Below are 13,235 nucleotides of genomic sequence, written 5' to 3'. Positions count from 1 at the left end.
TCACGCCCTCGAACTGCTGCCGCAGCCGCTCGGGGTACGGGCCGAACCCACCGATCGGCAGGTAGGGCTCGATGAACTCCCACTCCGCGTCCGTCAATTGCACTCGCGTCACGCAAAACGATCTACCAGATCGGACCCCGAAACGAGGGCGGATCCCGCAGATTGATCACAACCAAATACACGCCCTAGCCGCCGCTCTCCCTGTCGTCATCGTCGTCGACGGCCAGGACGTTCGTCCTGATCGTGAAGAACGTGATCAGCGCCGCCACCACCATCATCCCGGCGCTGATCAGCATGGCCATCCGGAACCCGGCGTCGAACACCGGCGGGTTCTCGAACGCGTCGCCCACCAGCCCGACCAGCGGCGGCACGGCGGCCACGGCCAGCAGGCTGCCGGTGCGCGCCACCGCGTTGTTCACCCCGCTGGCCGTGCCGGCGTAGCGCTCGTCGGCGGTGGCCAGCACGGTCGCGGTCAGCGGCGCGACGGCCGCCGACAGGCCGAGCCCGAAGACGAACACCGCCGGCAGCACCAGGAGCAGGTAGGACGAGCCGAACCCGATCATGCTCATGAGCAGGAACCCGCCGGCCGCCACCAGGATCCCGATCGTCATGGGCCAGCGCGGGCCCACCCGCTTGGCCACGTCGCCGGCCCGGGCCGACAGCAGCATCATCAGGATCGTCGTCGGCAACATCGACAGCCCGGCGGCGATGGGGGAGAACCCCGACACCACCTGGAGCTGCACCACCAGCAGGAAGAACACCACGCCCATGGCCGCGTACATGATCAGCGTCACCACGTTCACCGCCGTGAACACGTGGTCGCGGAACATCCCCACCGGCACCAGCGCGTCGGGTGACCTGCGGATCTGGACCACCACGAACGCGACCCCCAGCGCCACCCCGGCCAGCAGCGGCGCCGGGGCGCCCTTCTCGATCAGGCCGTAGGTGATGCCCGCCAGCGCCAGCGCCGCCAGCACCGACCCGAGCACGTCGAACCGCCCGGCCGCCCGCTCGTCCTTGCTCTCCGGCACGTGCCGCAGTGTGACGAACACGATGAGCGCCGCGAACGGCAGGTTGATCAGGAACGCCCACCGCCACCCCGCCGTCTGCACCAGCCACCCGCCCAGCAGCGGGCCGATGGCGCTGGCCACGCCGCCGAGCCCCGACCACATCCCGACGGCCCTGGGGCGGTCGTGGCGCACGAACGACGCCTGGATGATGGCCAGCGAGCCCGGCGTGAGCAGCGCGCCGCCGATCCCCTGCAGGGCGCGCGCCGCGATGAGGAACTCGATGTTCGGCGACAGCCCGCACAGCGCCGAGGCCACCGCGAACCAGACGGTCCCGATGAGGAAGAGTCTGCGGCGGCCGTAGCGGTCGCCGAGGGAGCCGCCCAGCAGGATCAGCCCGGCCAGGGTGAGCGTGTAGGCGTTGATCGTCCACTGCAGGCCGTCCATGCGGGCGTCGAGCTCCCGCCCGAGGAACGGCAGCGCCACGTTCACCACGGTGCTGTCGAGCAGCGCCAGCCCGGAGCCGAGCACGGTCGCCAGCAGGATCCAGCGGCCGCGTGCCGACTTGAGCTCGACATGATCGTGGAGCTCTTCCGGGTGGTATGTCATGGAACGATCCTCCCACCCGCCATCAGTGGTACGTCCCCCGGGTATCTACGCGTTGCCCAAGGCCCGCAGCACGAACTCCGACACCAGCTCCCCGGCGCGCTCCACCGTCACGTCGCCACTGATCAGCGGCACCCGCTCGGCCCCGATGACGGCGAGGACCATCCGCGCCGTGGCCGCCACGTCGAGCACCCGGAAGTCGCCGGCGTCGATGCCGCTCTCCAGGATCTCCACCAGGATCCGCTGCATGGGCGCGACGTGCTCGGCCAGCCGCTGGTAGGCGTCGGGCCCCAGCGCCGCGCTGAGGTCGGCGGCGCCCGGATGGGGGTGGGCGAGCAGCCCCGTGAGCTGCAGTCGCACGAACACCCGCAGCCGGTCGGCGGGGGAGGCCCCGGCGGGCAGCTCCCGCTCGTAGCTGTCGATGAAGTATTGGGTCACGCGCTCGGTGAAGGCCAGCAGCAGCGCCGCCTTGTCGGGGAAGTAGTTGTAGAGCACCGTGCGGGTGATCCCGGCCTCGCCGGCCACGTCGGTCATGGAGATGGCGTCGATGCCCTGCACCCGCGACAGGCGCGAGACGGCCTGGAGGATCCGGTCGCGCGTCTGGGCGCGGTGCTCGCCGATGGTGGCGGCCGAGATGCGGGGCATACGCCCATCGTAGGCCGGACTCGGCGCGGCGTTCCGCGTAACTCGGATGAGAGCCGTACTACGACGTCCTCGGCGCCGTGGGCCGGCGTAAGTGGAGCCCGCACGGTGACACCCTCGACTGGGTGCGGTTCACACGCGGTGCGTCTCCGCGCTCTAGGAGGCGTTCGTGAACCGGCGGCTGCGGCGCAGCCGGTATCAGGCCGACGAGGAGCTCAGTCAGGGCCAGGCCGCCCGCGACCTGCGCGATCTCGCCGCCAAGGGCTGGTTGCAGCCGTACGGGGAGACGAAGGGCCGCTATTACCAGGCGGGGCCCAGGATGGCGCGGCTCAAGGAGGGCTTCGCCGAGCGGACCGTTCCTCTGCGCGACCCGTACCGGTAGGTCGGATGGTCGGCCGTCCGGCTTCTCCCCCCCGGGCGACGGTCAGGCGGCGGCCTTGACCACGTGCCTCAGTTCGGCCAGGACCTCCGCGTTGAGCTGGTAGGCCAGCCGGACCTCGCTGATCATCCGCTGCTGCTCGCGCTCGTCGAGCTCCAGGCCGAGCACGTCGAGGCGCGAGCGGTATTCGTTCTTGAAGCGCGGCAGGCTGCCCAGCTCGTCGAAGATGTAGAAGTCGACGCCCCCGCCCTTGGCGTAACCGTAGATCTTCTGCAGCTCCATGCGGATGAACTGGCCGCCCGACAGGTCGCCGAGGTAGCGGGTGTAGTGGTGGGCCACGTAGCCGCCCGGCCAGTCGGCCACCTGGTGGATGCGGGCCATCAGGGTGCGGGTGGACTTGGACGGCGCGATCCGGTCGCGCCAGCCGGGGCCGTAGACCGTGGCGAGGTCGCGCTCCAGCGCCGGCTCCCGGTAGAGCTCCGGGAACACGAACCGGCCGGCCACCGGGTGGTCGCTCAGCTCTCGTGACACGCCGTCGAGGGCGGTGTACGCGAAGTAGTGCTGGGCGACCATCTCGCCGTATTCGTGCTCGCTCAACCGCCCGGCCATCAGCGCTGAGAGATATCCCTCGGACTCGGCCGACTCGTGGTCGGCCCAGGTGGCATTCCTCAGGGTCTCGGAGAACGACGTGGTCACGGCCCACCTTTGCTCGTGCTGGCGTTTCATGACGAAGTGTCACAAACGTCGGCGTCCGGCGTCAAGCTGATGACGACACCATGTCATCAAAGCTTGCCTTCCCTCTCACGTACCCAGGAACGGAGAAGCCAAGAGCTCTCGAGCTCGCCCGGCGTCGGCCGTACGGTATGCGTATGGGCTGGGTGCGTGCGGAGGAGGCCGGCGCGGTCGGCGCGGTGCGCAGGAAGGCCGTCGCCCTGGCCGAGGCGGCCGGCTTCGACCAGCTGCTCGTCAGCCGGCTGGCGGTGGCCGTCAGCGAGGCCGTGTCCAACCTGGTCAAGCACGCCAGGGAGGGGGCCGCGCTGGTGCGGCCGCATCCCGAGGCGCCCGCCACGGTGGAGCTCATCGCCCTGGACCGCGGGCCGGGCATGGCGGACGTGGCCCGCGCGCTGCGCGACGGCTACTCCACCTCCGGGACGCTGGGCATCGGCCTGGGCGCCATCTCCCGCAGCGCCTCCGGCTACGACGTGCACTCCCTGCCCGGCAAGGGCACCGTGCTGGCGATGTACTTCACCGCCGGCCGCACGGCCCGCCCGCCGCTGCGGGTCAGCGGCGTCACGCGGGCGGGCGGCGACGGGTTCGCCGTCCACCGGGCCGGCCCGGTCACGACCGTGCTGGTCTGCGACGCGGCCGCGCGCCTGCTTCCCGAGGTGGGCGGGCAGGAGCCGCAGGCGGTCGTGGCGCGGCTGCGCGCCGCGACGGCCGGTGCCGGGGGGATCGCGGTCGCCCGCGTCGAACCGGGCCGCGTGTCCTTCGCCGGGGTCGGCGACGTCTCCGGCTGGGTCGTGCACGGCGGGCGGCGGCGGGGGCTGACGCCCGGGGACGGCGCGCGGGGGTACGCGCTGCCCGCCCATGCCACCGTGGTCCTGCACACCGGCGGGCTGGCCGGCCGCTGGGACCCCGCGGCCCTGCCCGGCCTGTTCACCCGCACCCCGGCGGTGATCGCCGCCGCGCTGATGCGCGAGGCGGACGGCGGGGGTGACGACGTGTGCGTGGTGACGGTACGGCCGGGCCGGGACGACGCCTGAGCGGCCACCCAGGTCGTGCGCTCGGGCGGGCGCTCAGGTCGTGGGCTCAGGTCGTGCGCTCAGGTCGTGCGCTCAGGCGACGGCGTGCGCTCGGGCGGGCGCTCCGCGTAGTGGCAGGCGGCGTAATGGTCGCCGACCGCCTCCAGCGCCGGCTCCACCTCGGAGCACCGGTCGGTGGCCTTCCAGCAGCGCGTGTGGAAGCGGCACCCGGGCGGCGGCGCCACCGGGCTCGGCGGGTCGCCGGCCAGCATGATGCGCGAGCGCCCCCGCAGCCGCGGCTTCGGCACCGGCGCGGCCGACAGCAGCGCCATCGTGTACGGATGCGCCGGCGCCCCGTAAACCCCGGCCGCCGGCCCCATCTCCGCCACCCGCCCCAGGTACATCACCCCCACCCGGTGCGAGACGTGCCGGACCACGGCCAGGTCGTGCGCGATGAACACCAGCGCCACCCCGAGCGTCCGCTGCAGCTCCGCGAAAAGGTTCACCACCTGCGCCTGCACCGACATGTCCAGCGCCGACACCGGCTCGTCGCACACGATCACGTCGGGCTCCGTGGCCAGGGCCCTGGCGATCCCGACCCGCTGCCGCTGCCCGCCGGAGAACTCGTGCGGGAACCGGTGCATCCGGTCCGGCGACAGCCCCACCAGCTCCAGCAGCTCCCCGACCCGGTCCCGCATGGCCCGCGCGTCCCGGGCCAGCCGGTGCACGCGCAGCGGCTCGGCCACGATGTCGTGCACGGTCATGCGCGGGTTGAGCGAGGTGAGCGGGTCCTGGAAGACCATCTGGACGCGGCGCCGGATGTCGCGCGGCACGCCGCCCCCGGAAAGGCCGCGGCCGAAGAACGGGCGGCCGCGGAAGGCGACCTCGCCCTCGTCGGGGCGTTCGAGGCCGACGAGCATCCGGGCCAGGGTGGACTTGCCGCAGCCGGACTCGCCGACGATGCCGAGCGTCTCCCCGGGGTACAGCTCCAGGTCCACGCCGGCCACCGCGCGTACGGCCCCGCCCCGGGAGAGCAGGCCGCCGCGGTAGGTCTTGTGCAGGTTCGAGGCTGTCAACACCGGCTCGTGGTCAGGCGAGGGCGCCATCGAGCATCTCCTCCGAGTGGTGGCAGGCGGCGTACCGGTCGATCCCGGTGCGCAGGACGGTCAGCGGTGGCCTGGTGGTGCCGCACACCTCGCTGGCCCGGTCGCAGCGCGGCGCGAACGAGCACCCGGGCGGCGTCTCGGCCGGGCTCGGCGGGGCACCGGGGATGGCGCGCAGCTCCGAGGCCGGGCTGTCCAGGTCGGGGATGGCGGCCAGCAGGGCCGCGGTGTACGGGTGCGCGGGCAGGTCGTACAGCTCGCCGACCTCCCCGCTCTCCACGATCCGCCCCGCGTACATCACCGCCACCCGGTCGCTGACCTCGGCCGCCACCCCGAGATCGTGCGTGATCAGCAGCACGGCGGTGCCCAGCTCGCGCCGCAGCCGGTCGATGAGCTCCAGGATCTGCGCCTGCACGGTCACGTCGAGCGCGGTCGTCGGCTCGTCGGCGATGATCAGGTCCGGTTCGAGCGCCACCGCCATGGCCACCAGGATCCGCTGCCGCATCCCGCCGGAGAACTGGTGCGGGTAGTCGTCGATCCGCTTGGCCGGGGCCGGGATGCCCACCAGGCCCAGCATCTCGATCGAGCGCGCCCTGGCCTGCTTGCGCGACAGGCCGAGGTGCACCCGGTACAGCTCGCCGATCTGGTCGCCGATGCTGAGCACCGGGTTGAGGGCCGACAGCGCGTCCTGGAAGACGAGCGTCATCTCGCTGCCGCGCAGAGCCCGCCGCTCCTCGGCGCCCATCGCGAGCAGGTCGCGCCCGCCGAGCCGGGCGGCCTCGCAGCTCACCCGGACGTTCGGCTGGTCGAGCAGGCCCATGACGGCCTTGGCGGTGACGGATTTGCCCGAGCCGGACTCGCCGAGCAGCGCGAGCGTCTGGCCGCGTTCGATGGTCAGGTCCACCCCGCGCACGGCCGGGATCTCGCGCCCGTGGGCGGTGAACGTGACGTGCAGGCCGCGTAGCTCCAGGACCGGTGGTTCGCTCACCGCACCCCCTCCTCGATTGTGACGAAAGCTGGCGTAGAGATTGGCTTGGCTGCCGGAAAACAACTTCAATATTGTCTTTCGCGCCCGATCCTGGCAAACTTCCCGCAATTGAACAAGAGGGGTTACCAGATGCTGGAAGCTGCGAAGAGCTACAAGGGCTACCGTTCCTACGAGTACCTGGAGGCAGGTGTCGACTACCGCCGGTTCGACCTGGCGCCGGAGCTCGGCCGGGTCCCGGCGTACGCGGGGCCCGAGCTCACCTCCGAGCAGAGCGGGCGCGTACGCCGCCTGCTCACCGACAGCCTGGTCGTCTCGCTGCACGACCACCCGTCCGTCTTCCCCGACGACATCAGCGAGACCGTCGACTACAACCGCACCGCCCGCCACCACACCGGCTACGAGGGCCTGGCCCGCTCCGGCATGACGGTCGTCTTCGACAACCTCATGGACGGCACCTGCTGCATCACCAGCCAGGCCGGCTGGAAGTGGAACGACGTGGTGGCCGACATCGGCATGCGCCTGTCGGACCTCGCCCACCAGGACTTCCTGATCAAGGTCGAGCGCCTGGCCGACGTGCACCAGGCGCACGCGAGCGGCCGCATCGGCCTCGTGCTCGCCCTGGAGGCGGCCACGATGATCGAGAACGAGGTCGACCGGATCGACATGCTGTACGGCTTCGGCGTGCGCCAGATGGGCATCGCCTACAGCGAGGCCAACACGCTGGGCAGCGGCCTGAAGGAGCGCGGCGACGGCGGGCTGACCCTGTTCGGCGAGAAGGCCGTGCGCCGCATGAACAAGCTGGGCATCGCCATCGACGTCTCCCACTCCGGCGACCAGACCTCGCTCGACACCATCCGCCACTCGACCAGGCCGATCCTCATCACCCACGCGGGCGCCCGCTCGGTCTGGCCCACGAACCGGATGAAGCCGGACTCGGTCATCAAGGCCGCGGCCGAGCGCGGCGGCGTCATCGGGCTGGAGGCGGCCCCGCACACCACCCTGTCGCCCGACCACCCCAGGCACAGCCTGGAGTCGGTGATGGACCACTTCACCTACTGCGTGGACCTGGTCGGCATCGACCACGTGGCCTTCGGCCCGGACACGCTGTTCGGCGACCACGTCGGGCTGCACGACACGTTCGCCGAGCACCTGTCGCTCAACGAGGCGCACGCCGGCGTCGGCTACGAGAAGGTGCCCTACGTGGACGGCCTGGAGAACCCGGCCGAGTGCTTCTGGAACATCATCGCCTGGCTCGTCACCCACGGGTACTCCGACGACGAGATCACCAAGGTCGTGGGCGGCAACGTCATGCGCGTACTGGAAGAGGTCTGGATCTGATGAGACGTGCGGCTCTCCTCACCGCGCTGGCCGTCGCGCTTACGGCCTGCGCCCCCAGCGTCCCCGGCCAGTCCGGCTCGACCGGCTCCCAGGACGGCTCGCAGGCGCCGGCCTCGGCCGACCGGCTGACCATCGGCACGACCGCCGACGTGGTCAACTACAACCCCCTGGTCGGCAACAGCCGGACGGACTCGTGGGTCACCAACCTCATGTACCCGCACCTGACCCAGATGGACGGGACCGGCAAGCGCATCCCGTACCTGGCGACCGAGTGGTCGTACGCCGAGGACGGCAAGACGGCCACGGTCAAGCTGCGCGACGACATGAAGTGGTCCGACGGCAAGCCGGTGACCGCCGACGACGTCGTGTTCTCGATCACGGCCGTGCAGAAGGAGAAGTTCGGCGTGGTGGCCGGGCTCATCACGGCGCTGGACGAGGCCGAGGCCGTCTCGCCGACCGAGGTGCGGTTCAAGCTGAGCCGCCCCGACGGGACGTTCCTCGACAACGTGGGCTTCTGGCTGCCCGTCGTGCCCAAGCACGTCTTCGAGAAGGCGCCGAGCGTGCAGAAGTTCGCCAACGACAAGGACTGGGTCAGCGCCGGGCCGTTCAAGCTGACCAAGGTCGAGCGCGGCCAGCGCTACATCATGGAGCGGGTGGACGACTTCGGCCCCGGCACGCCGGCGGTCAAGGAGATCGTGTTCCGGGTCTTCCCCGACGTCAACACCGAGGTCCTGGCGCTGCGCAACGGCGAGATCGACCTGATCGGCAACGTGCTGCCGCCCGCCACCGCGACCGACCTGAAGAACGACCCGAAGGTCAAGCTGCAGCAGATCCCGTCGCTGGGCTGGGCGCACCTGCAGTACAACACCAAGCGCAAGCCGCTGGACGACGTACGCGTCCGCCAGGCCCTGGCACACGCCGTGGACTACGAGGCCATCAGGAACATCGCGCTCAAGGGCTTCGCCAAGTCCTCCAACTCCAGCGTCCTGACGCCGTCGCTGCCCGCCTGGACGGACCCGGCGTCGAAGGAGTACGTCTTCGACCCCGAGCAGTCCAAGAAGCTGCTGGCCGAGGCCGGGGCGTCGAACCTCAGCCTGAGCATGATCTACGACCAGGCCGACCCGAACATCGCCCGCTGGGCCCCCATGGTCCGCGACGCGGCGAAGAAGGCCGGGATCACGATCAAGCTGCAGGGCCTGGAGCGCAACACGTACCTGGACAAGACCCTGAAGCGGGACTTCGACATCTACGCCGGATCGTGGGCGGTCATGGACAACCCGCCCGCCAACCTGGGGCTGGCCTTCAAGACCGGCGGGTTCATCAACTACGCCCAGGTCAGCGACCCCAAGCTGGACGAGCTGATCGACCGGGCACAGCGGGCGCTCACCACGGAGGAGGCCAAGGCGCCGATCCAGGAGGCCGCGCGGATCATCCATGACCAGGTCTACGACAACGTCCTGTACGTGGAGACGTTCAACATCGCGCACTCCACGAAGTGGACCGGGTTCCAGCCGATGCCGAGCGAGCTGCTGTCCGTCCTGAACCCGCTCTCCCTCGCCTCGGCGAAGCCGGCGGGCTGATCGCCATGCGGTTCATCGGCCTCCGGCTGGCCCGCGGCCTGCTCACCCTGTGGTTCGCGGTCACGGTGACGTTCTTCCTGGTCCGCCTGCTGCCCGGCGACCCGGTGCTGGCCGTGGCCGACCCGAACATGACCGAGGAGCTGCGCCAGAAGCTGCTGGCCGACTTCGGCCTGGACAAGCCCCTGGCCGCCCAGTACGTCGACTACCTCGGCCAGCTCCTGCACGGCAACCTCGGCATGTCGTTCCGCCAGTCGATCCCCGTGACGACCGTGCTCATGGAGCGGCTGCCGTGGACGCTGATCCTGACGATGTCGGCCATGGCGGTGACGATCGTGCTGGGCATCCCGCTCGGCGTGCTCGCCGCCACCAGGGCCAAGGGGTGGGTGGACCGCGTCATCCAGCTCACCGGCGTCACCGCGCAGTCGCTGTTCGTGCCGAGCGTCGGGATCTTCCTCATGTACGTCCTGGGGGTCTGGCTGGGCTGGTTCCCCATCGGCGGCGCGGTCGATCTCGACGCCACCGGCTTCGCCGCGACGCTCAGCATGCTGCACCACCTGGTGCTGCCCTGCCTGTCGCTGGTGCTCATCCAGCTCGGCGGCTACGTGCTGACGATGCGGACCACGCTCATCGACGCGCTCGGCGAGGACTACGTCTCGCTGGCCAAGGCGAAGGGCGTGCGCCCGGGGGCGGTCGTGTGGAAGCACGCCCTGCGCAACGCGCTGCTGCCGACCACCACGATCGCCGGGCTCCAGCTCGGCACCCTGGTGGGCGGCGCGGTGCTGACCGAGACGATCTACGCCTACCCGGGCATCGGCCGCGCCATCTACGAGGCGGTGGGCCAGCTCGACTTCCCTGTCCTCCAGGGCGCGTTCGTGCTGCTCGCGGCCGCCGTCGTGGTGGCCAACCTGATCACCGACGTGGCCTACGGAATCCTCGACCCCAGGGTGCGTACCTCATGACGGCAGTCGCTGTGGAGCTCACGCCGCGCCGGCGGACCTGGGCCTCCTTCCGCCGCAACCCCCTCGGCGTGGCCAGCGGTATCCTGCTGATCCTGCTGGCCCTGGTCGCGATCTTCGCACCGCTCATCGCGCCCTTCCCCGAGGGGTACGGCGCCGACACCTCGCAGCCGCCCTCGGCCGCGCACTGGTTCGGCACCGACGACATCGGCCAGGACGTCTTCGCCCAGGTCATCTGGGGTGCCCGGGTCAGCATGGCGGTCGGCGTCAGCGCCTCCGTGCTGGCCATCGTCATCGGCCTGCTCATCGGCGTCAGCGCCGCCTACTTCCGGCGCCTGGACACGCCGCTCGGCGTGCTGGTGGACCTGTCGCTGTCGCTGCCCGTGCTGCCGCTGATGATCCTGGTGGCGGCGCTGGCCGGGCCCAGCGTGCGCACGCTGGCCGTGGTCATCGCGCTGTTCAGCTGGCCCGAGGTGGCCCGCGTGGTCCGCTCGCAGGCGCTGTCGATCGTGCCCATGCCGTTCGTGTCGGCGGCCAAGGTCGTCGGCGGCTCGTCGTTGTGGATCGTGCGCAAGCACCTGCTGCCCGGCGTGGTGCCCGTCGTCGGCGTGTCGGTGGTGCTCACCACCTCCCGCGCCGTGCTGGCCGAGGCCGGGCTGTCCTTCCTCGGCCTGGGCGATCCGAACAGCTGGTCCTGGGGCACGATCCTGCACAAGGCGCAGCAGTCGGGCGCGCTCGCCTCCGCCTGGTGGACCACGCTGTTCCCGTCGCTGGCCATCCTGCTGCTGGTCCTGTCCACGACCCTGCTGTCCGTGGCCTACAACGACGCTCGCAACCACAGGAACGACACATGACCTTCTCCCAGAGGCTGCCCGACACCTTCTACGCGGGCGCGCTCGACCGGGTCCGGGCTCTCATGGCCGCCGAGGGGCTGTCGGCGCTGCTGCTCGACGACCCGCTCGATGTCGCCTACCTCACCGGCTTCCACCACTTCCCGAACGAGCGGCCGGTCGCCTGCTGGCTGCCGCTCGACGGCGACCCGGTGCTGCTGGTGCCCGACCTGGAGCGGGAGTACGCCCAGGACCAGCGGGCCCGGGCCGAGATCGTGGCCTACCCGGAGTTCCCCGGGATCAGGTCGCCGTTCGCGGTGCTCGCCGGGCACGTACGCGTCCCCGGCACGGCCGGGTACGCGCCCTCCATCAGCGTCGCCCGTACGCGGGCGCTGGCCGAGGCGTTCCCCGCGACCCGCTGGAGCGCCTGCGACGCGGTCGGCCGGGTGCGGCTGCGCAAGCAGCCCGAGGAGATCGCGCTGCACGAGGAGGCCGCCCGCATCGCCGACCAGATGATCGAGGCCGGCGTCGAGCTGGTCAGGGCGGCCGTCGAGGCGGGCGGCGAGCTGCCCGCCGAGACGGAGCTGGCCGCGCACGTCATCTCGTACGGCTCCCGCCTCATGTACGCCGGGCACGAGGACGTCGTCGTGGTCCCCATGCTCACCGGCGGCCTGGTCTACGGCGGGCCCAACTCGGCCCAGCCGCACCGCCTGCCCGGCGGCGACCGGCTGCGGGCGGGGGAGACGTTCATGCTGTCGCTGGGCTGCGCGGTCGGCGGCAGGTTCGTGGAGAGCGAGCGCACGTTCGTCATCGGCGAGCCCAGCTCGCGGCAGGCCCGCTACTACGAGGCGGTCCGGGAGGCGCAGGAGGTCGGCACCGAGGCGCTGATCCCCGGCGTCACCTGCGAGGAGGCCAACCGCCGCTGCCTGGAGGTGATCGAGGAGGCCGGGCTCGCCGAGCACATCCGCCACCGGCAGGGCCACGGCATCGGGCTCGGCTTCCACGAGCCGCCCTGGCTGTCGGACGGCGACGCGACCGAGCTGGCCCCCGGCATGATCCTGTCCAGCGAGCCCGGCGTGTACGTGCCGGGCCACGCCGGCTACCGCATCTCCGACACCGTCCTGGTCACCGGGTCGGGGCCGCGCCGGCTGACGGCGTACCCGCGCGAGCTCACCGACGTCATCATCTGAAAGGGACCCGCTTTGCTCGTCGACATCAACGACAACCCACTCAACGTCGAGATCCTCGGCGAGGGCGAGAACGTGATCATCGCCCACCACGGCGCGCCGGGCCTCGGCTCGCTCGCCGAGCCCAGGAGCAGCTTCGGCCGGCTCGCCGACGCGTACAAGGTGGTCGTCTTCGACGCCCGGGGCTCCGGGGCCAGCGGCCTGACCGGCCCGTTCACGCACGAGCAGTGGGTGGCCGACGTCGAGGGCCTGCGCGAGTGGCTCGGCGCCGAGCGGGTGGTGATCGCCGGCGGCTCGTACGGAGGCTTCATCGCCATGGAGTACGCCGCCCGCCACCCGGACCGGGTGAGCGCCGTGGTGCTGCGCGACACCTCGGCCGACAACGCCAACCAGGAGCTGGCCACGCGCAACGCCGCGGCCTCCGCGCGGGTGCGGATCGACCGGGACAAGCTCGACCGGATCATGTCCGGCACCGTGCGCGACGACGACGACCTGCGCGACTGCTGGCGCGAGATCCTGCCCCTCTACGACCACGACTACGACCCGGCCGCGGTGGAGCGGCGGGTGGCCGCCACCCCCTACCACTACGAGACGCACAACTACGCCTTCGCCGTGAACCAGCCGAACTACGACATCAAGCACCTCCTGCCCGGCATCGAAGCCCCCACCCTGGTGACCGTCGGGCGGCACGACTGGATCACGCCTCCCGAGTGCAGCGAGCTGATCGCCCGCCTCATCCCCCGAGCCGAGCTGCGGATCTTCGAGAAGTCGGGGCACTCGCCGCAGGTCGAGGAGGCCGAGCTGTGGGAGGCCACCGTCCGCCAGTTCCTCGCCACCGCGCTGGGCGAGGTGCGAGCACGGGCCTGATCGCGCGATG

Annotated in this window: 14 protein-coding genes; 8 read left to right on the top strand and 6 right to left on the bottom strand. The window is 71.3% G+C overall.

Going from position 1 to position 13,235, the window contains the following annotated elements:
- From ACBJ59_RS47025 to ACBJ59_RS47015, 3 genes are all read right to left on the bottom strand, one after another.
- The coding region (locus ACBJ59_RS47025) for a transposase (RefSeq protein WP_375116580.1) at nt 1-112 on the bottom strand (112 nt) is incomplete at its 3' end.
- Nucleotides 113-185: 73 nt separating this feature from the next.
- Nucleotides 186-1,616, bottom strand: coding sequence for an MFS transporter (locus tag ACBJ59_RS47020; protein ID WP_375116575.1), 1,431 nt, complete (start codon nt 1,614-1,616; stop codon nt 186-188).
- Between the two features lie 45 nt (nt 1,617-1,661).
- Entirely contained in the window at nt 1,662-2,258 is a 597-nt protein-coding gene (locus ACBJ59_RS47015; RefSeq protein WP_375116574.1) for a TetR/AcrR family transcriptional regulator, read from the bottom strand.
- A gap of 166 nt (nt 2,259-2,424) precedes the next feature.
- Here ACBJ59_RS47015 and ACBJ59_RS47010 point away from each other — a divergent pair, with 166 nt between their 5' ends.
- A complete protein-coding gene (locus tag ACBJ59_RS47010) occupies nt 2,425-2,637 on the top strand; it encodes a hypothetical protein (protein WP_375116573.1) in 213 nt (70 codons plus the stop codon).
- A gap of 42 nt (nt 2,638-2,679) precedes the next feature.
- Here the strand turns inward: ACBJ59_RS47010 and ACBJ59_RS47005 are convergent, their stop codons facing one another.
- Nucleotides 2,680-3,360, bottom strand: coding sequence for a heme oxygenase (biliverdin-producing) (locus ACBJ59_RS47005; protein WP_375116572.1), 681 nt, complete (start codon nt 3,358-3,360; stop codon nt 2,680-2,682).
- Between the two features lie 143 nt (nt 3,361-3,503).
- Here ACBJ59_RS47005 and ACBJ59_RS47000 point away from each other — a divergent pair, with 143 nt between their 5' ends.
- Nucleotides 3,504-4,397, top strand: coding sequence for an ATP-binding protein (locus ACBJ59_RS47000; protein ID WP_375116571.1), 894 nt, complete (start codon nt 3,504-3,506; stop codon nt 4,395-4,397).
- 59 nt (nt 4,398-4,456) lie between these two features.
- Here the strand turns inward: ACBJ59_RS47000 and ACBJ59_RS46995 are convergent, their stop codons facing one another.
- Complete coding sequence (locus tag ACBJ59_RS46995) at nt 4,457-5,482, bottom strand: ABC transporter ATP-binding protein (protein ID WP_375116570.1); 1,026 nt, start codon at nt 5,480-5,482, stop codon at nt 4,457-4,459.
- The gene (locus ACBJ59_RS46990; protein WP_375116569.1) at nt 5,466-6,467 is read right to left on the bottom strand and encodes an ABC transporter ATP-binding protein; all 1,002 of its coding nucleotides are present in this window, start codon (nt 6,465-6,467) and stop codon (nt 5,466-5,468) included. The genes ACBJ59_RS46995 and ACBJ59_RS46990 overlap by 17 nt, the downstream gene beginning before the upstream one ends.
- Nucleotides 6,468-6,596: 129 nt before the next feature.
- Here ACBJ59_RS46990 and ACBJ59_RS46985 point away from each other — a divergent pair, with 129 nt between their 5' ends.
- Genes ACBJ59_RS46985 through ACBJ59_RS46960 form a run of 6 tightly spaced genes read left to right on the top strand, consistent with a single transcriptional unit; the run spans nt 6,597 to nt 13,225 of the window.
- A complete protein-coding gene (locus ACBJ59_RS46985; RefSeq protein ID WP_364112136.1) occupies nt 6,597-7,805 on the top strand; it encodes a membrane dipeptidase in 1,209 nt (402 codons plus the stop codon).
- Complete coding sequence (locus ACBJ59_RS46980; RefSeq protein WP_375116568.1) at nt 7,805-9,385, top strand: ABC transporter substrate-binding protein; 1,581 nt, start codon at nt 7,805-7,807, stop codon at nt 9,383-9,385. The genes ACBJ59_RS46985 and ACBJ59_RS46980 overlap by 1 nt, the downstream gene beginning before the upstream one ends.
- Before the next feature lie 5 nt (nt 9,386-9,390).
- Nucleotides 9,391-10,344: an ABC transporter permease gene (locus ACBJ59_RS46975; RefSeq protein ID WP_375116567.1), complete on the top strand. Its 954-nt coding sequence runs from the start codon at nt 9,391-9,393 to the stop codon at nt 10,342-10,344.
- Nucleotides 10,341-11,195, top strand: coding sequence for an ABC transporter permease (locus tag ACBJ59_RS46970; protein WP_364112142.1), 855 nt, complete (start codon nt 10,341-10,343; stop codon nt 11,193-11,195). The genes ACBJ59_RS46975 and ACBJ59_RS46970 overlap by 4 nt, the downstream gene beginning before the upstream one ends.
- Complete coding sequence (locus tag ACBJ59_RS46965) at nt 11,192-12,361, top strand: M24 family metallopeptidase (protein ID WP_375116566.1); 1,170 nt, start codon at nt 11,192-11,194, stop codon at nt 12,359-12,361. Before ACBJ59_RS46970 ends, ACBJ59_RS46965 begins: the two co-directional genes overlap by 4 nt.
- A gap of 12 nt (nt 12,362-12,373) precedes the next feature.
- Nucleotides 12,374-13,225 carry an alpha/beta fold hydrolase gene (locus ACBJ59_RS46960; RefSeq protein ID WP_375116565.1) on the top strand — a complete coding sequence of 284 codons (852 nt, stop codon included), beginning with the start codon at nt 12,374-12,376 and terminating at the stop codon, nt 13,223-13,225.
- Nucleotides 13,226-13,235: the final 10 nt, after the last annotated feature.

This window comes from Nonomuraea sp. MTCD27 (assembly GCF_041950495.1).
Lineage (GTDB): Bacteria > Actinomycetota > Actinomycetes > Streptosporangiales > Streptosporangiaceae > Nonomuraea.
The sequence above is the reverse complement of the archived record's forward strand: the minus strand, read 5'-3'. Positions and strand labels throughout refer to the sequence as shown.